Source organism: Streptomyces camelliae, from assembly GCF_027625935.1.
In the GTDB taxonomy this organism is placed as follows: Bacteria; Actinomycetota; Actinomycetes; order Streptomycetales; family Streptomycetaceae; genus Streptomyces; species Streptomyces camelliae.
The window spans coordinates 7,808,025-7,822,383 of the sequence record NZ_CP115300.1 but is presented as its reverse complement, the minus strand read 5'-3'; the positions used below and the strand labels follow the sequence as shown (position 1 = coordinate 7,822,383).

Below are 14,359 nucleotides of genomic sequence, written 5' to 3'. Positions count from 1 at the left end.
TCATGGTGTTCGACTCGTTGCAGGTGGCAGAGGAACGGCTTGAACCAGCGGACGTCGCGAGCAGCGCCTACGCGGCGTACACCGCCGACGGCCGAGTCGTGGACCTGCTCACGTCGGAGGAGGCCAACGGCCCGGTTGTCGCCTTGCGAACCGAGGCCGACGACCGGCGGGAGTTGGAACGCAGACTCGCCCATTACTGGGACCGCCATGGCAGCCGAACAGTCCTGAGCCCTGAGGAGACTGTTCGCCTGCTGCTGGCCGGCGAATTGCCGCCGCTTCGGCGGCGCAGTTGGCTGGCCAGGATCCTCCACCACGACGCATCCGCCGCGTGACAGGACCTGAGTACGGGGGACTCCGCGCCCATCATGGGCTGCTGCTTCGACTGCGGCAGCGCCGAGACCGACAGCCGGGACAACGTCAACCAGCACTGCAACGCGAACGACCCCTCCCTCAGCCACCGCTACCTGACCGCTGTCGTCAAGGGCGAGCCCAACCACCGGGCCATCGCCCTCCCCGTTCGTGCGATCGTCTCGCGGCCGTGTGACATGCGCGGAAGGATCACTCCTCGTACCGGAACTCGGTCGTCGCGGGCCCCGCGACCTTCGTATGCAGGGTGCCGTCGGGGCCGCCCGTCCGCAGCCACCAGGGGTACGGGCTGTCGGTCGTGACGCGGACGCGGTCGCCACATCGGCCTCCTCGGCGGCGGCCCGCGCCTCGGCCGTGCCGTCGCGCAGCAGTTCACGCTGCCAGCGCTCGGCCGTCTCGGGGCTCTCGGCGGTGACGCGCACCTGGCCGTCGGCGGGATCGAGGGCGGCGTAGCGGCTGCTGCGCACATTGCGGAGCGGACAGGTGTCGGCCTCGCCGTCCGGGTCGGGCTCCAGACGGAAATGCCGCACCCTCGCCGAACACGAGGCGATCTTCTCGGCCCTCTCCACCCGCGACGCCTTCCTGAGCCAGGCCGCCGCCCTCCTGCACGTCAACAGCACCGAGCAGTGGTTGAGGGAACACCTGCGCTCCTCGGAATCACCCGTCACCGGTACAGCGGCGCGTCGACCAGGCGCTCCGGCGAAGCCTCGCCACGGGGAGGGGTGAGGAGTTCCCGGCGACCGGCGTCCGGCCGGCCGCACCCGGTGGGTCAGGAGGCCGTCCGGGGCAGTGACCGCGACCCGTGGGGGCCCTGCATCGGTGGCGTCAGGTGGGAATGCGTACCGTCTCCACCCAGCCGGGCGGCTGTGGGGCGGTGGAGCCGATCAGGGCCGCGATGACGCGGCAGGGCGGGGGCTCGTCGGGCCAGGGGGTGTGGCCGTCGGTGAGGACGACGACGATGCTCGGGCGGTCAGGTGCGGCGAGCGCCGCCTCGATGCCTACGCGCATGTCCGTGCCGCCACCGCCGCCCAGGGTGATCTGCTCGGTGGCCGTCACCCGGGACACGGCGTGCACGTCGGCGTCGCAGGCGAGCACGGTCACGCGATTGCCCCGTACCCCCACCTCGCGCAGCACGCCCGTCACCTCCGCGAGGGCGGCGGCCAGTTCGGCGTCGCCCATCGAACCGGAGGTGTCGATGACGACCGCCACCCGCGGCAGCGGCCGGCGCAGGCTCGGCAGGACGACGCCGCGCAGCGCCGAGGTCCGGCGCGAGGGACGGCGGTAGGTGTAGTCGACGGCTCCGCCGGCCCACGCGGCGGCTTCGCGGACCGCGCCGGACAGCGCGCGCCGCCAGTCCACGGTGGGCTCCAGCGTCTCCTCGGCCCAGCGCTGCCAGCCCGCGGGCAGGGTGCCGCGGGTGCGCTGATGGGCGCGCATCGCCTCGGCGGTCTGCCGCCGCAGGGCCTGCGCCTCGACCTCGCCGAGCCGGGCGGGGCCGGCGGAGTCGGGGAGTTCCCAGGGCGAGGGCCGGCCGTGGGCGCCCGATCCGCAGTCCGGCGCCCGCACCTGCGGCGGCAGCCGGTCGAGGTAGACCTCGAACAACTGGCCCTCGGGGAGGCCGAAGAGGCGCGGCTCCATGCGGCCTTCGGGCAGGCGCAGGCCGTCGGCGAGCAGGTCGTCGTTGATCTCGCAGTCCTGTGCGACGTTGACGCGGTGCCGGTCGCGCTGGGCGGCGGCCGGGAGCCGGTCCGCCCGGCCGTGATGGTCGCGCAGCAGGTGCGCCACCTCGTGCACCCAGACGCCCGCGAGCTCGGGCACCGGCGTCGCGTCGACGAAGCCGGGGGACACATAGCAGCGCCAGTGCCGGTCCACCCCCATCGTCTGCACCTCTGTGCTCGGTACGACGGTCAGGGCGTACAACGCCGACGCCAGGTACGGCCGGTCGTTCGCCGCCCGGTAACGGGCGGCGAGCAGTTTGGTCATGTCCAGGGCGCGGCGGGAGTCGTCCGTCATCCGCGCCCCTGTCACCTGCTGCCGCCGGGCAGCGCCCCGGACATCTGCAGCAGGTCGAGGAACCCGTCGATGCCGGGCGGTACGGGCCAGTTGAGGTGCCGCATCGCCGCGAGGTCGGTGGCGGCCCGGGCGGCCACGTCCGGTACGCCCGCGTCCACGGCCTTCGCCAGCACCGCCCAGCCGGCCTCCCACCGGGGCCGGGTGAGGTCGCTCTGGATGGCGGCGACCACGGCGATGAGGAACGCCAGCTGCCGGTCGCCGCGGTCGGGCAGGGCGAAGGCGTCCGGGTCGGCGAGGACCCGGTCGGGGTCGGGCAGATCGAGGTGTTCGAGGTAGGACAGCAGCTCGATGCCCGCGCCGTCCCCGACGGCGCCGGTGAGCGCGGCGGCCAGCGCCTCGCGGCCGGCGCCGGCGGCGTATCCGGTGGCGAGCAGCCGGAGTGCCATCTCCCAGGTCCGGGGGGACGGCCAGGACCGGCCCCGGCTCTCGGCGTCGCCGGGGATGTGGTGGACCAGGCCGGGCCGGGCCGTGAGGAAGCCGGAGATCGCGCCGCGGGCCCGTGCGACCGCACCGGGCACCTTGGCGGCGGCGACGACGGGCACGGTCACCTCGGGCCAGGTGCCGGCCATGCCGCGGGCGACCGTCCGGGGGTCGTGGGTCCACGCGAGGTGCACGAAGCGGTTGGCGAGCGGCGGGCTGAGATGCCAGCCGTCCGCCGCGCTGGACGGCGGGTTGGCGGCGGCGACGATCCGCACCGCCTCCGGCAGGACCAGGCTGCCGACCCGCCGTTCGAGCACCACCCGCAGCAGCGCCGCCTGCACGGCCGGCGGTGCGGAGGACAGCTCGTCGAAGAAGAGCAGGCCCTGCCCGGCCCGGGCGAGGCGGACCGCCCAGTCCGGCGGGGCCATCGGCACCCCGGTCACGGCCGGGTCGTCACCGACGACGGGCAGGCCGGCGAAGTCGGACGGCTCGTGCACGCTGGCGATGACGGTTTCCAGTGGCAGGCCCAGCCCGGCGGCGAGCTGCTCCAGGGCGGCCGACTTGCCGATGCCGGGCTCGCCCCACAGCAGCACGGGCTGATTGGCGGTCACGGCGAGGGCGAGCGCCTCCAGCTGCGGGTTCGCGGCGGATTCGGTCCGGTGCGTCCGCAGCCTGCGGTTGAGGTCGTCCGCGGCCGCCAGCGGGCCGGCCGGCGCGGTGGGGGCTGCGGTGCGGTCGGTGCGGTCGGTGCTCAAAGGGACAGCTCTTCCTCGTCGTCGGCGTCGTCCTCGGCGTACTGCTCCTGCTCGTCCAGGTACTCGTCCCACCACTCGGCGCCGACGCCCGGATGCTCCGCCTCGACGCGTTCCCGGAGGAAGGCCAGGTCGGGCCGCTTGTATCGGCGCACGAGCTGGGCCAGGGACAGTTCGTCCTGGTCGGTCACGTCGAGCCGTGCACCGGCGGCGACGAGCGCCTCCACCAGCGCCTTCGAACCCAGGTCGTTGACCGCCACGAACAGCGGGGTGCGCTCCCGCCGGTCGCGGGCCTCCAGATCGAGTCCCTCCGCCAGCAGCCGGGGCAGCAGCGTCTCGTGGTCGAGGAGGTTCAGTACGTGCAGCAGGGTGCGCCCGGAGGCGTCCCGTACCCGGGGATCGACACCGGCGTCCAGAAGCTCCAGCACGCCGGGGGTGTCACCGTGCTGGGCGCGCAGGAACAGTTCCTGGCGCCCGGCCCGCAGCGCCTTGGGCAGGCGGCCTTCGCCGGACATCCACGTCTGTTCCACGGCGAAGCACCCCGCGACGGCACCGCCGAAGGCGCGCATGGCGCGTTCGCGCTGCTGTTCCTCGTCGCTGTGCGGCATGCGCAGCAGGTTGCCGGGCCGGAAGGCCACCTCGTGCCACTCCCCGCGGCACCGGACCCGCACGGGCGGCGGAACCGCCGGTCCGGGCGGGCCGACCGGGCCCTGCGGGACCTGGAGGGCGGGGAACAGCGCCTCGCGGACGAGCGGATGCAGATCCTGCGCCGCAACGCCTCCGGCACGCATCAGGTCGAGGTCGGGAAGCCTGCGCCACAAGGCCTCGGCGAGGAAGGGCTCGCCCTTGACGTCGTCCCGGTCGACGGCTCGCACCCGAAGCCCGCCGGCGTCCCTCGGCTCCAGCAGGATGAGGGTCCGCCAGTGCGCGCCGATGAGGAGGCGGTCACCGCCGCCCTCGGCCAGCTGCCGGCGGACTTCCGGCTCCAGGCGGGTGTGGTCGAGGGCGAGCCCCCTCAGGAGCTGCTCCGGGTCCGCCTGGTGCCAGCCCGATTTCGGCGGGGGTGTCAGGTCCAGCTCGATGCCGGCGGCGGCGAAGGCGGCCTGTGTCTCGCCCCTTTGGTGCAGCAGCGTGGCCCACTCGGCCCGCGCCGCCGGGTCGCCGTCGCCGGGGTCGGCCGTCGGCAGCTCGTCCGTGCCGCGCGGGGTGGCGTCGGCGTGGAAGAACGGCGGCCGGTCCGCGCCGCCACCGCATCGTTCGCGCAGCTCGGCCGCGTGCCGTGCGTCCCACAGGTGCCGCGCGGACCGCCAGTCCTGCGTGAACTGCCCGAAGACGCCCGCGGTCTGCTCGCTCTCGACCGTGCTGAACCGCAGGGCGATCCGCTGCGGGCCGTCGACCATCGCGGGAGTGGTGACGTGCAGATACGGCGTGGCCAGGCGGCCCTCGCCCGGTGCCTTCGGGCGGTAGCGCGCGAGGACGACCGTCGTCTGCGTGGCGAGCGTGGTCCGCCCGCCGAGTATGCGCGGCAGGTGCCAGCGCAGCAGGTCGGGGGCGACATGACGGAGGTCGTCCACCAGGGCCGCGGCGACGTCGTCGCCGCAGTGCTCGGCGACATCGGACAGATCGAAGGTGACGTCGACGTTCGCCGCCGCGCAGGCCCCCTGCCAGTCACCGGCCAGACGGCAGGCGGTCGCACGCTCGATCATCCAGCGGGGCACCGCGTACCGGCGGATCCGGCGCCTGCTCGCCGCCTCGTCCCGGGGGAAGCAGCGGAGTTCACCACGAGCGCTCAACGGTAGACACTCCCTATCGCGCGCAGGTCGGGATGCGTCCTGCCGAGGGGCCGCAGCCGCCGGCTGAAGGACCGCTTCACCTTGCGGGGCAGGCCGGGCCCCAGACCGACGTACTCCAGGGGCGAGTTGTCGGTCACCGCCGCCAACAGTGTCTTCGCGCCCCGGCCGGTCAGGCCGGTGTGGCGCAGCTCCAGCCGGCGCAGCGGGCTGCCCGGCAGGGCGGCGGCCAGCGCGTGGGCGCCTTCGTCGCCGGTGGTGTTGCCGGGGGCACCGAGGCTGCGTTCCGACAGTGGCCGGCCCAGGTCGAGTGCCTCGATCCCGTCGAGGGAGCCGGCGAGGGCCCGGGCACCGGCGGGGCCGATGCCGTTGCCGCCCAGGCCGAGACGCACCGGCCGGGCGGGGTCGGCCGCGGCGGCGAGGATCGCGGCGCCTTCGTCGCCGAGGTGGTTGGCGGGAAGGTACAGCTCGCGCACGCCCGCCTCGCGGATCAGCGCGGCCAGCAGCGGGGCGGCGTCGGCGGTCAGGCCGTTGCCGCCGAGGAAGAGGCGTTCCACGGGGCTGGGCCGACTGGTGAGGGCGTCGCACAGGGCCCGCAGTCCGTCGGTGGTCAGGCCGGTGTTGACCAGGTCGAGGGTGCGCAGCGTGGTGGTGCGGCGGAGCAGCGCGGCGAGCGCGCGGGCGCCGTCGTCGCCCACCGGGTTGCGCTTGAGCCACAGGGCGCGGACGGTGCCGTCGGTGGTCAGCGCGTCGGCGAGCGCGGTGACACCTTCGGGGCCGATGCGGTTGCAGCCGAGGTAGAGCGTGTGCAGGCCGTGGCCGTCGACGAGCGCGTCGGCGACCGTGCGGGCGCCGTCGTCGCCGATGGCGTTGGTGCCGAGCAGGACATGGGCGGCGTGCGCGGAGGCGGCGGCCACGGGCATCAGGCGGGCGGCGCCGGCCGGTCCGAGGCCCTGCTTGCACAGGTCGATACGCCCGTCCGCGCGCACGGTGCCGAGCGGGAAGGTCTCGTCGGCCTCGACCGGCTGGGCGGACCGCAGCCGGTCGAGCAGCGGCTCCAGCGCGGTGGGATCGCTGAGCGGGATGTCCGGGTGCTCGATCGCGGGGCAGCGTACGGGTGTCGGCTGCGTCATCACCACTCCACCGGTCCATCGCCGGTGCCCGGCTCGCCGAGGGCGGCATCGCCCTCCGCCCGCCCAGGACGAACCGACGCCAATCGACTTTCCTCCACGACAAGGGCGGCAAGACTGGTCGGATTCGAACCGACGTCCTCCAGCTCGATGCTTGGGCGCGACGACCTCTGCGCTACAGCCTTGCCGCGGAGATCATAGCGGCTCTCGCCCCTGCGTTCGAACGCCAGTTGGCCGCGACCGGAGGGCGCACTCCGGGCGGTGCCAGGCCGTGGTGGTCACGCGCCCATGAAGACGATCCGCCGCAACGGCGTGGCGCCCGCTCGGGGTTGACGCGACTCAAGGGCACCGTGTTCGCGAAGGCGTCGAGCAGGAACCGGTCCACCTGCTCCGGCTCGAGGTCGGCCTTCGGCCAGCGGCCGGAGGAGAGCTCGATGATCTCCTTGCGATCCACGCCGTCCGGCAGGTCGGCGAAGAACACCTCGCCGCACCGGCCCTTGCGCAGCAACTCGGGCGGGAGACTGCGGATGCCGTCGGCGGTGGCCACGACGAAGGCCCTCGACCGAGCGTGCGCTTCAGCCACTGCCGCGGGCTGGTCAGGCCAGTCGATGCACCCGGCCTCGGTGACGCTGCGGCACCTCCGCGACGGCTCGTCACTTCACGTGCCCGTAGGGCTGGGCGGGCTTCCTGCTGCGCACGGTCGGCTTCGGGCTGCTCGGCTGGGGCGACTCCCTGCCCGCCCTGATCATCGCCTCCGCCGCGACCGTTTTCGCGGGCGCTCTGTTCAACCCCGCCGTGCGCGCCTACCTGGCCACGGAGCCGGTGAACGGCGTGTCGACGCGTTCGCCGTCTTCAACGTCTACCACCAGCCGGCATGCTGCTCGGTCCGCTCGTCGGACTCGCCCCGCGGGCGGCCGCCTTCCGTCTCGTGTGCACGACGGCCGCGGCCGTCTTCGCCGCGCACCCTGCTCCAGTGGCAGGCCCTGCCCGCTCTCAGCCGTGGCCGCGCCGGCGCAGAGCGGCCGGCTGACGGTACGGCGGCCCGAGCCGGTCGCGGCCTGGGTCCGGGCCCGGCGGGTCCGCTCCGTGCGGGCCACGGCCGCGGACACCGGAGCAGCAGTACCGCGTGTCGGCGAAGTGGCCCAGGTAGGGTGATGCCGTGCTTGCCCCGCAGTCCGCCCCCGGTGCAGCCGGCCCCCGCCGGCGGCTGGTGCGTCCCTGCGTGCTGGTCGCGGTGCTGCTCGGGCTGTTCCTGATGCACGGCGGCCCGGCCGCGGCCGACGGCGGGTGCCACGGGGCCATGCCGGACACGGCACCCATGCATACGGCCATGACGCATGCGGACGTGACGCGCACGGCAGGGACGCGCACGGCACTCACGCATACGGCCGTGACACACAGGGCAGTAACGCATACGGCCGTGACGCACACGGCCGTGACGCGATCGGCGCCGGACGCGACGGCCGCGAACGCGGCTGTCATGCCGTCGACGCCCGCCGCGCACACCCCCGGCGCTCCCGGCGCGGTGGCCGCCAAGGCAGGCGCGCACCCCGCCGAGTCCATGCGGGGCGCCCTGTGCCTCGCCACCACCCCTCGCTCCACGTTCCCGCTGCCCCCGCTCAACGCGCTCGCCTGCGCACTGCCCGCCGCCGCCCTGCTCCCGTGGGCCCGGCGGGTGTACGGCGAGGCCCGGCGGCGGGGACCGCCGGACGGCGGACGGGACCTCCTGCTCCAGGTGTGCGTCGCGCGGACGTGACGTGTCCCCCGGGCCCCGGTGCGGCGAGCGCCGCGGCCCGGCCAGGACCTACGTTCACCCGCGCCGCAGCACGGCGCCCACCTGGAAAGACACACCCATGTACAAGGCTCTCCGGACGACTCGTCACGCTCTCGCGGCGGCCGCCACCGCGGCCCTCGCCCTCACCCTGACCGCATGCGGTTCCGGATCCGGCTCCGGAACCGACAACGGCTCCATGACCGGCATGAACCACAGCGGCACCCCCTCCCCCTCCTCCTCGGCGTCGTCCGGCGACATGTCGAACATGCCCGGCATGAACAGCGCCGCGACCGGCAACGGGCTGGCCGACGCGAAGGACGGCTATCGGATGGCCTCCTCCGCCGCGACCCTCACCGCAGGCAAGGCGACCGGCTACCGCTTCACCGTCACCGGTCCGGACGGCAAGCCGGTCACCGCGTTCGCCGTCGACCAGACAGAGCGCATGCACTTCTACGCCATCCGCTCCGACCTCTCCGGCTTCCAGCACGTGCACCCGGCCATGGCCCCGGACGGCACCTGGACCGCGCCGCTGGCCGCGCTGCAGCCGGGCACCTGGCGGCTGTACGCCTCCTTCGTCCCGGACAGCGGCTCGGGCAAGGGCAAGGACTTCGTCCTCAGCCGGACCGTGAAGGTGCCCGGCATGGCGATGACCACGCCGTTGGCAAAGGCGTCCGGCACCACGACGGTCGACGGCTACACGATCACCGTCAAGGGCGCCCCGATGGCCGGCATGGCCCATCAGCTCACCGCCACCGTCACCAAGGACGGCAAGCCGGTCACCGACCTCCAGCCCTATCTGGACACCTACGCCCACCTGACCGCGTTCCACCAGGGCGACCTGGCCTTCGCGCATCTGCACCCGGAGAGCAAGGTCGACGGCGACCACGGCGGGCCGACGCTGACCTTCCACGCCGAGTTCGCCCAGTCGGGGAACTGGCGGCTGTTCCTGCAGTTCCGGACGGCCGGCCGGCTGCACACGGCGGCGCTCACCTTGCACGTCGGCTGAGCGCCCGGCGGGCATGGACGAAGGTGCGGGTCAGGGCTCGTGGCGCGTGGCCGGCGTGGTGCTCCAGCGCGGGGTGTCCACCAGCATCGCGGCGGGGTCGTCGGAGTCGATGACGAAGGTGTCCCCCTCCTGACCCGGCACGACGGCGGCTCCCGGCCCGCGCCGCAGCAACGCGCAGGAGAGTGGCCGTAGTTCGGCGGCGCCTGGGAAGGCGTCCGCCGCGTCGAGGCGAGCCCGGCGACGGCGGCACCGAGCCCGGTCCGAAGGTCTCCTTCACGGCACGGCCGCGTTCGCGGTCCACGCGGACGGCGCGACGGCCGCCGGCGAGACACCCGGGTCCGGCCACACGGAGAGCGGCGGTCACGCGCTGACCGGAGCCGGAGAGGAGGGCAGACACCGCCCGCGTCCGAAGGGACGCGGGCGGTTTTCTGCCGGGCGGGCGATCCTGGTGAGCAAGCGGCCCGCGACGAGGCTGCGAGTAGGCCAGGAGGCGCGCCCAGGTGATCGCCGTCAATCCGTTGAACAGCGCCTCGGTGCTGGCCGCCTTCGGCGCGCTCGGCGTCCTGGTGGTGATCTTCGCGGAGTCCGGTCTGCTGGTGGTCGGCTTCTTCCTGCCCGGCGACACCCTGCTGTTCCCGGCCGGAGTGCTGTGCGCCGGCGGCGCGCACCAGCCGCCCCGGCTCGCGCTGTGGCAGGTGCTGCTGTGCGCGGCCGTCGGGGCGGTGGCGGGCGGCCAGGTCGGGTATCTGATCGGGCGGCAGGGCGGCCGGGCGCTGCTGGCGCGCACCTCCAGTCGCCGGGTGAAGGCCGCGGCCGCCCGCGCCGAGGAGCTGCTCGCGCGGTACGGCTACGGGAAGGCACTGGTCATCGGCCGGTTCGTGCCACTGCTGCGGACGGTGTTGCATCCCGTGGCCGGTGCGCTGGGGGTGCCTGTCCGCACCTTCACCCTGTGGCAGACCGTGAGTGGCGTGCTGTGGTCACAGGCCCTCGTCCTCGCCGGGTACAGCCTGGGGTCGTCGGTTCCGAACGTCGACGACTATCTGCTGCCGCTGGTGGCCGCGGTTGTCGTGGTGTCGATGCTGCCGTTGCTGATCGAGGCGTGGCGCCGACGACGGGAACGCCGCTGAGAGTGCCGGGGGCTTTACAGCCCCGTCCCCTGATGAGTGACCCGGCCCCCGACCACCGTGAGTACGACCGGCACCGCCGCCAGATCCGTGTCCGCCACCCTCAGCGGATCCTCCGCCAGCACGGTCAGGTCGGTCCGGTACCCGACGGTGATCCGGCTCGCGCGGTCCTCCTCCCCCGCGGCTGCACCGAGTCGAGCACGTGGCGCACGGCCGCGTCCCCGATTGCGTGCGTGGCCGTCGGCACACCGGCGCGGTGCAGGGCCGTGGTCACCTGGGTGTAGCGCTGCGGGTCGGGCGAGCAGGCGTGGACGGACTCGCCCTCGGCGACGAGTCCCGCACGAGTCCCTTCTGGTACACCGGCGGGGTCAACCGGTCCGGGGCGCCGGCCCTCGGGGCGGGCGTCACCGCCTCCGCGCTCTGCGTCGACACCGTCTGCACCGGGCCCGTGGCCGCGGCCCTGGGCGGCGTCGACGGCCTGACCCTGCCGGCCGGTCTGCTCGTGTCGGCGGCGGCATACGCGCTGCTGATGTGCCGGATCCGCGTCACCGGCTGAGGGCGCTCACACGTCACCGAGGAACCCGGGCTCGCCCGCGCCCAGCTGCCGGGCGGAGTCGGCGGCGACGCCGAGGACCTCACGCATCGCCACCGGCCGCCGGGCGGTCCCGGCCAGGTCCGCGTGGGCCTGCTCGGTCCACAGAGGCGGGAAGACGGTGATGCCCTGGGCGAGGTCCAGAGCCGCCGCCTCCTCCCGCCAGGCCGGCCAGCGCAGCCCGTCGTAGAACGTCTCCAGCCGGCCGGACAGCAGCCAGCCCACCCAGGCGGAGTGGCCCATGTCCAGCGCCTCCCACTCCAGGGTGTCGGGTGCGAAGTACGTCATCTGTCCGGGCGCACCGGGTCGCCCGGCGCGGGCGGGGTCGTGGCCGTTCAGGCAGAACACCCCGCCGAGCACATCGTGGCCGACGACCAGACCGTGCGCCGGGTACCAGTCGGGGTCGGGGTCCGCGGGGAACCCGTTGACCCGGCCGAGGCCCGGCATTCCATCGGCGGCCGAACCCGCGCCGTACACCCGCACCCAGCCGTCGTCCAGGACGAGCCCGCCGCAGTGCAGGGCCAGTGCACCCAGCGTGGAGCGTGCCGTGACCTGGAGCTGCGTCAGGCAGCGGCGGCCCTCGTCCGCGTCGGCGGGCAGCACCTGTACGGGTACGGCGCTGTCGGCGAACGCCCGCCGCAGTTCCGGCCAGGCCGGGTCGGCCACCTGTGTCAGCTCGTCGATGTCTCGCACCGGAGGATGATCGCAGACCGGATGTCAGCGTGGCCTGCGGGTCTTACGGCGTCTGCGGTTCGGGCGGCGGGGCGGGTGGAGGGTGTCCAGGTCCCCGATCGCCGCCCGGATGTGGGCCGGATCGCCCTTGCGGGAGCCGCCGGCGCACCACCAGGACGGCGTCCCGTCGACGTCCCTCGCGTGCATGCCGAGGTCGTGGACGGTGCAGACCGGCCAGGCCCGCCAGAGCCGCTCCGTCACCGTCTCCTGGGCGGCATCGGCGACGGCCGTCATGGCTTCGCCGGCCCACTCGGCCGGTATCAGGCAGGTGCCGTGCGCTTCACCGTCGGAAAGGGCCACGTAGACCTGCTCGTCCAGGTCGTCGGCGTCCGGACAGACGATCAGGCGCAGGGCAGGCAGGCCAGGGACGGTGACCGCCAGGTCCCGGTTGACGGCGGCCAGTGCCTCGTCCCGGAGCGGGTGGCCACCGGCGAGCACGAGGCGCGGCTCGGGCCGGCCGGAGGAAGCGCGCATCTGTGCATCCTCTCAGGCCCACGGCCGACCGATCCGGCCGCCGCCCGCCACCCGTTCGGGGGACACAACACCGCCTTCTGGACGCCTCGGTGACGAGCCGTGAGACTGGACCGGGTCCGGCGCCCCCGCGCCCCCGGCTCTCCAGGACGGTGACCATGGAAGAGGTAGTCCCCCGCGTCGAACTCACCCCGCGGGCCGCGGAGCTGGTGCGGAAGCTGCGCGCCGAGCACGGTCCGCTGATGTTCCACCAGTCCGGCGGCTGCTGTGACGGCAGCGCGCCCATGTGCTACCCGGACGGCGAGTTCCGCACCGGCGGTTCGGACGTGCTGCTGGCGGAGCTGACGGTGGACGGCGTGGCGGAGCCGGTCACCTTCTGGATGTCCCGCAGCCAGTACCAGGCGTGGAGCCACACCCGGCTGATCGTCGACGTCGTACCAGGGCGCGGCAGCGGCTTCTCGCTGGAGGCACCCGAGGGGGTGCGTTTTCTCACTCGTTCTCGCGTAGTCGACGCCTAGTCGGCCCGCCGTGCGTCCCCGTCTGCTCAACTGCCCCCTAAGCCCTTGTCGCAGGGACAGTTGACGAGACATCAGGGGGCACGGTGACAGGACGAAGCAGGCGTACGGCAGCGGCGAGAGCGGTTCTCACGGTGGTCACTGCGTTCGGAGTGCTGGCCGGTGCGGCCCTGGCGGGGGCGGCGCCGGCCGGTGCCGTACCGGCGGGCCGGCGGATCGCGCCCGGGGTCACCTACCGGCAGTTCGACGTCGCCGCGGCCGCGGGCCCGGCGCACGCCCATCTCCTCACGGTCGACCTGGGCAATCCGCATGTCCGCGTCGATCTGCTGTACCCGGGCGCGGTGGCGGCCCGGGCCACCGTCTCCCGGATGGCGGACTCGGCCGGAGCGGTCGCGGGGGTCAACGGTGACTTCTTCAACATCACCGAGACGCAGCATCCGGGTGTGGAGGCCACCGGCGCGAGTGTCGGACCGGCGATCGCGGACGGGCACGTGCTCAAGGCGGCGGTGCCGGACGGCCAGCGGTTCGGGCCCACGCTGCCCCAGGGGACGAACACCCAGGACGTCTTCGGTGTCGGCACGGACGGGCGGGCCCGGCTGGACCGGCTCTCCCTCGCCGGCACCATCACCACCCCGGAGGGCCGGCTCACCCTGAAGGGCCTGAACCAGTACGCGCTGCCGGAGAACTCCGTCGGCGCCTTCACCTCCCGCTGGGGCAGCGCCTCCCGCGAGCGCGCCGTCTGCGGCACGGACACCCGGCGCTCGGCGTCGTGCAGCACCGACACCTACGAGGTGCAGGTCCGGGACGGCCGGGTCGTCTCGGCCGCGGACACCCCGGGCAGTGGCTCGATCCCGGCGGGCACCACGGTCCTGCTGGGCCGCGAGGAGGGCGCGCGGCGCTTGCGCAAGCTCGGTGTCGGGGACGCGGTGACGGTCACGCACACCCTGGTGGCGGCGTCGTCCGGGGTGCCGTACGCGTTCGCGATCGGCGGCTTCCCGGTGCTGCGCGACGGCACGGCGCTGTCCGGCCTGGACGACGGCACCTCGGCGGTGCGCACGGTCGTGGGCTTCAAGGACGGCGGACGGCAGATGCTGATCCTCGCACTGGACGGCGCCGCCGCCTATCGCACCGGGATGACGGTCGCGGAGGAGGCGGCCACCATGCGCTCGCTGGGCGCGTCCGACGCGTTCAACCTCGACGGCGGCGGCTCGACGGAGCTGGTCACCCGGAACGCGGGCACGCGCGCCGTGACCGTCCGCAACCATCCGAGCGGCGGCGCCGAGCGTCCCGTCGCGAACGGCATCGGCGTCTTCTCCGATCGGTGAGGGCGTACGGCTCAGGGCCGCAGACTGCTGACCAGGTCGGCGGTCGCGGTGAGCGTGCTGCTGATGGTGGGCGCCATGCTGGAGCCGGCCAGGAAGAAGCCGAGCACCATGCAGACCAGCGCGTGGGAGATCTTCAGCCCGCCGTTGCGCATGAAGAGCACGGCCAGGATCATGAGCAACAGCACCACAGAGATGGAAACGGCCATCGGGAACCTCCTCCGCCACGCCCTTTGACGGCGTTCGGCCGCAAGTGTGGCGTAGCGGAGGGTTCGTCCGGGCAGCTGACGTG

Annotated in this window: 16 protein-coding genes, 1 tRNA gene and 2 pseudogenes; 9 read left to right on the top strand and 10 right to left on the bottom strand. The window is 74.1% G+C overall.

Annotation, left to right across the window (positions count from 1 at the left end):
• The first annotated feature begins 2 nt into the window (after positions 1 to 2).
• Together O1G22_RS35915 and O1G22_RS35910 are read left to right on the top strand one after the other, a co-directional pair.
• Complete coding sequence (locus tag O1G22_RS35915) at positions 3 to 332, top strand: hypothetical protein (protein WP_270085103.1); 330 nt, start codon at positions 3 to 5, stop codon at positions 330 to 332.
• Between the two features lie 559 nt (positions 333 to 891).
• Positions 892 to 1,092 (top strand): annotated as a pseudogene (locus tag O1G22_RS35910) (hypothetical protein); the annotation flags it as partial.
• A 99-nt stretch (positions 1,093 to 1,191) separates the two neighbouring features.
• On the opposite strand, the gene O1G22_RS35905 reads toward O1G22_RS35910, so the two are convergent.
• From O1G22_RS35905 to O1G22_RS35880, 6 genes are all read right to left on the bottom strand, one after another.
• Entirely contained in the window at positions 1,192 to 2,379 is a 1,188-nt protein-coding gene (locus O1G22_RS35905) for a vWA domain-containing protein (RefSeq protein WP_270085102.1), read from the bottom strand.
• 11 nt (positions 2,380 to 2,390) lie between these two features.
• A complete protein-coding gene (locus O1G22_RS35900) occupies positions 2,391 to 3,614 on the bottom strand; it encodes an AAA family ATPase (protein WP_270085101.1) in 1,224 nt (407 codons plus the stop codon).
• Entirely contained in the window at positions 3,611 to 5,404 is a 1,794-nt protein-coding gene (locus tag O1G22_RS35895; protein ID WP_270085100.1) for an ankyrin repeat domain-containing protein, read from the bottom strand. The genes O1G22_RS35900 and O1G22_RS35895 overlap by 4 nt, the downstream gene beginning before the upstream one ends.
• Positions 5,401 to 6,534 carry a leucine-rich repeat domain-containing protein gene (locus O1G22_RS35890; RefSeq protein ID WP_270085099.1) on the bottom strand — a complete coding sequence of 378 codons (1,134 nt, stop codon included), beginning with the start codon at positions 6,532 to 6,534 and terminating at the stop codon, positions 5,401 to 5,403. Before O1G22_RS35890 ends, O1G22_RS35895 begins: the two co-directional genes overlap by 4 nt.
• A gap of 109 nt (positions 6,535 to 6,643) precedes the next feature.
• A tRNA-Arg gene (locus O1G22_RS35885) sits at positions 6,644 to 6,716 on the bottom strand.
• Complete coding sequence (locus tag O1G22_RS35880) at positions 6,707 to 7,078, bottom strand: hypothetical protein (RefSeq protein WP_270085098.1); 372 nt, start codon at positions 7,076 to 7,078, stop codon at positions 6,707 to 6,709. The genes O1G22_RS35885 and O1G22_RS35880 overlap by 10 nt, the downstream gene beginning before the upstream one ends.
• 131 nt (positions 7,079 to 7,209) lie before the next feature.
• On the opposite strand from O1G22_RS35880, the pseudogene O1G22_RS35875 reads away from it, so the two are divergent.
• The 4 genes and pseudogenes from O1G22_RS35875 to O1G22_RS35860 all read left to right on the top strand — a co-directional run.
• A pseudogene (locus O1G22_RS35875) lies at positions 7,210 to 7,523 on the top strand (MFS transporter); the annotation flags it as partial.
• A 167-nt stretch (positions 7,524 to 7,690) separates the two neighbouring features.
• Positions 7,691 to 8,287: a hypothetical protein gene (locus O1G22_RS35870; RefSeq protein WP_270085097.1), complete on the top strand. Its 597-nt coding sequence runs from the start codon at positions 7,691 to 7,693 to the stop codon at positions 8,285 to 8,287.
• A 97-nt stretch (positions 8,288 to 8,384) separates the two neighbouring features.
• Positions 8,385 to 9,311 (top strand): hypothetical protein, encoded by a 927-nt coding sequence (locus O1G22_RS35865; RefSeq protein WP_270085096.1) that lies wholly within the window; start codon positions 8,385 to 8,387, stop codon positions 9,309 to 9,311.
• Between the two features lie 500 nt (positions 9,312 to 9,811).
• Positions 9,812 to 10,438, top strand: a complete 627-nt coding sequence (locus tag O1G22_RS35860; RefSeq protein ID WP_270085095.1) for a DedA family protein — start codon at positions 9,812 to 9,814, stop codon at positions 10,436 to 10,438.
• A gap of 14 nt (positions 10,439 to 10,452) precedes the next feature.
• On the opposite strand, the gene O1G22_RS44960 is transcribed toward O1G22_RS35860, so the two are convergent.
• Positions 10,453 to 10,560 (bottom strand): hypothetical protein, encoded by a 108-nt coding sequence (locus O1G22_RS44960; RefSeq protein ID WP_428986435.1) that lies wholly within the window; start codon positions 10,558 to 10,560, stop codon positions 10,453 to 10,455.
• A gap of 182 nt (positions 10,561 to 10,742) precedes the next feature.
• Here O1G22_RS44960 and O1G22_RS35850 point away from each other — a divergent pair, with 182 nt between their 5' ends.
• A complete protein-coding gene (locus O1G22_RS35850) occupies positions 10,743 to 10,991 on the top strand; it encodes a hypothetical protein (RefSeq protein ID WP_333492430.1) in 249 nt (82 codons plus the stop codon).
• A gap of 6 nt (positions 10,992 to 10,997) precedes the next feature.
• On the opposite strand, the gene O1G22_RS35845 is transcribed toward O1G22_RS35850, so the two are convergent.
• Both O1G22_RS35845 and O1G22_RS35840 read right to left on the bottom strand, forming a co-directional pair.
• Entirely contained in the window at positions 10,998 to 11,720 is a 723-nt protein-coding gene (locus O1G22_RS35845; RefSeq protein ID WP_270085094.1) for a DUF2625 family protein, read from the bottom strand.
• 24 nt (positions 11,721 to 11,744) lie between these two features.
• Complete coding sequence (locus O1G22_RS35840) at positions 11,745 to 12,233, bottom strand: hypothetical protein (protein ID WP_270085093.1); 489 nt, start codon at positions 12,231 to 12,233, stop codon at positions 11,745 to 11,747.
• 155 nt (positions 12,234 to 12,388) lie between these two features.
• Between O1G22_RS35840 and O1G22_RS35835 the strand changes: the two genes are divergently transcribed.
• Together O1G22_RS35835 and O1G22_RS35830 are read left to right on the top strand one after the other, a co-directional pair.
• Complete coding sequence (locus O1G22_RS35835; RefSeq protein WP_225098930.1) at positions 12,389 to 12,748, top strand: DUF779 domain-containing protein; 360 nt, start codon at positions 12,389 to 12,391, stop codon at positions 12,746 to 12,748.
• Positions 12,749 to 12,879: 131 nt separating this feature from the next.
• Positions 12,880 to 14,070 (top strand): phosphodiester glycosidase family protein, encoded by a 1,191-nt coding sequence (locus O1G22_RS35830; RefSeq protein WP_270085092.1) that lies wholly within the window; start codon positions 12,880 to 12,882, stop codon positions 14,068 to 14,070.
• Positions 14,071 to 14,081: 11 nt separating this feature from the next.
• On the opposite strand, the gene O1G22_RS35825 is transcribed toward O1G22_RS35830, so the two are convergent.
• On the bottom strand, positions 14,082 to 14,276 hold the full coding sequence (locus O1G22_RS35825; RefSeq protein WP_270085091.1) for a hypothetical protein: 195 nt from the start codon (positions 14,274 to 14,276) through the stop codon (positions 14,082 to 14,084).
• Positions 14,277 to 14,359 lie beyond the last annotated feature (83 nt).

Coding starts and splice junctions, on each gene's coding strand:
- O1G22_RS35915 (WP_270085103.1), top strand. CDS start 3: ATGGTGTTCGACTCGTTGCAGGTGGCAGAGGAACGGCTTGAACCAGCG.
- O1G22_RS35905 (WP_270085102.1), bottom strand. CDS start 2,379: ATGACGGACGACTCCCGCCGCGCCCTGGACATGACCAAACTGCTCGCC.
- O1G22_RS35890 (WP_270085099.1), bottom strand. CDS start 6,534: ATGACGCAGCCGACACCCGTACGCTGCCCCGCGATCGAGCACCCGGAC.
- O1G22_RS35865 (WP_270085096.1), top strand. CDS start 8,385: ATGTACAAGGCTCTCCGGACGACTCGTCACGCTCTCGCGGCGGCCGCC.
- O1G22_RS35840 (WP_270085093.1), bottom strand. CDS start 12,233: ATGCGCGCTTCCTCCGGCCGGCCCGAGCCGCGCCTCGTGCTCGCCGGT.
- O1G22_RS35835 (WP_225098930.1), top strand. CDS start 12,389: ATGGAAGAGGTAGTCCCCCGCGTCGAACTCACCCCGCGGGCCGCGGAG.
- O1G22_RS35825 (WP_270085091.1), bottom strand. CDS start 14,276: ATGGCCGTTTCCATCTCTGTGGTGCTGTTGCTCATGATCCTGGCCGTG.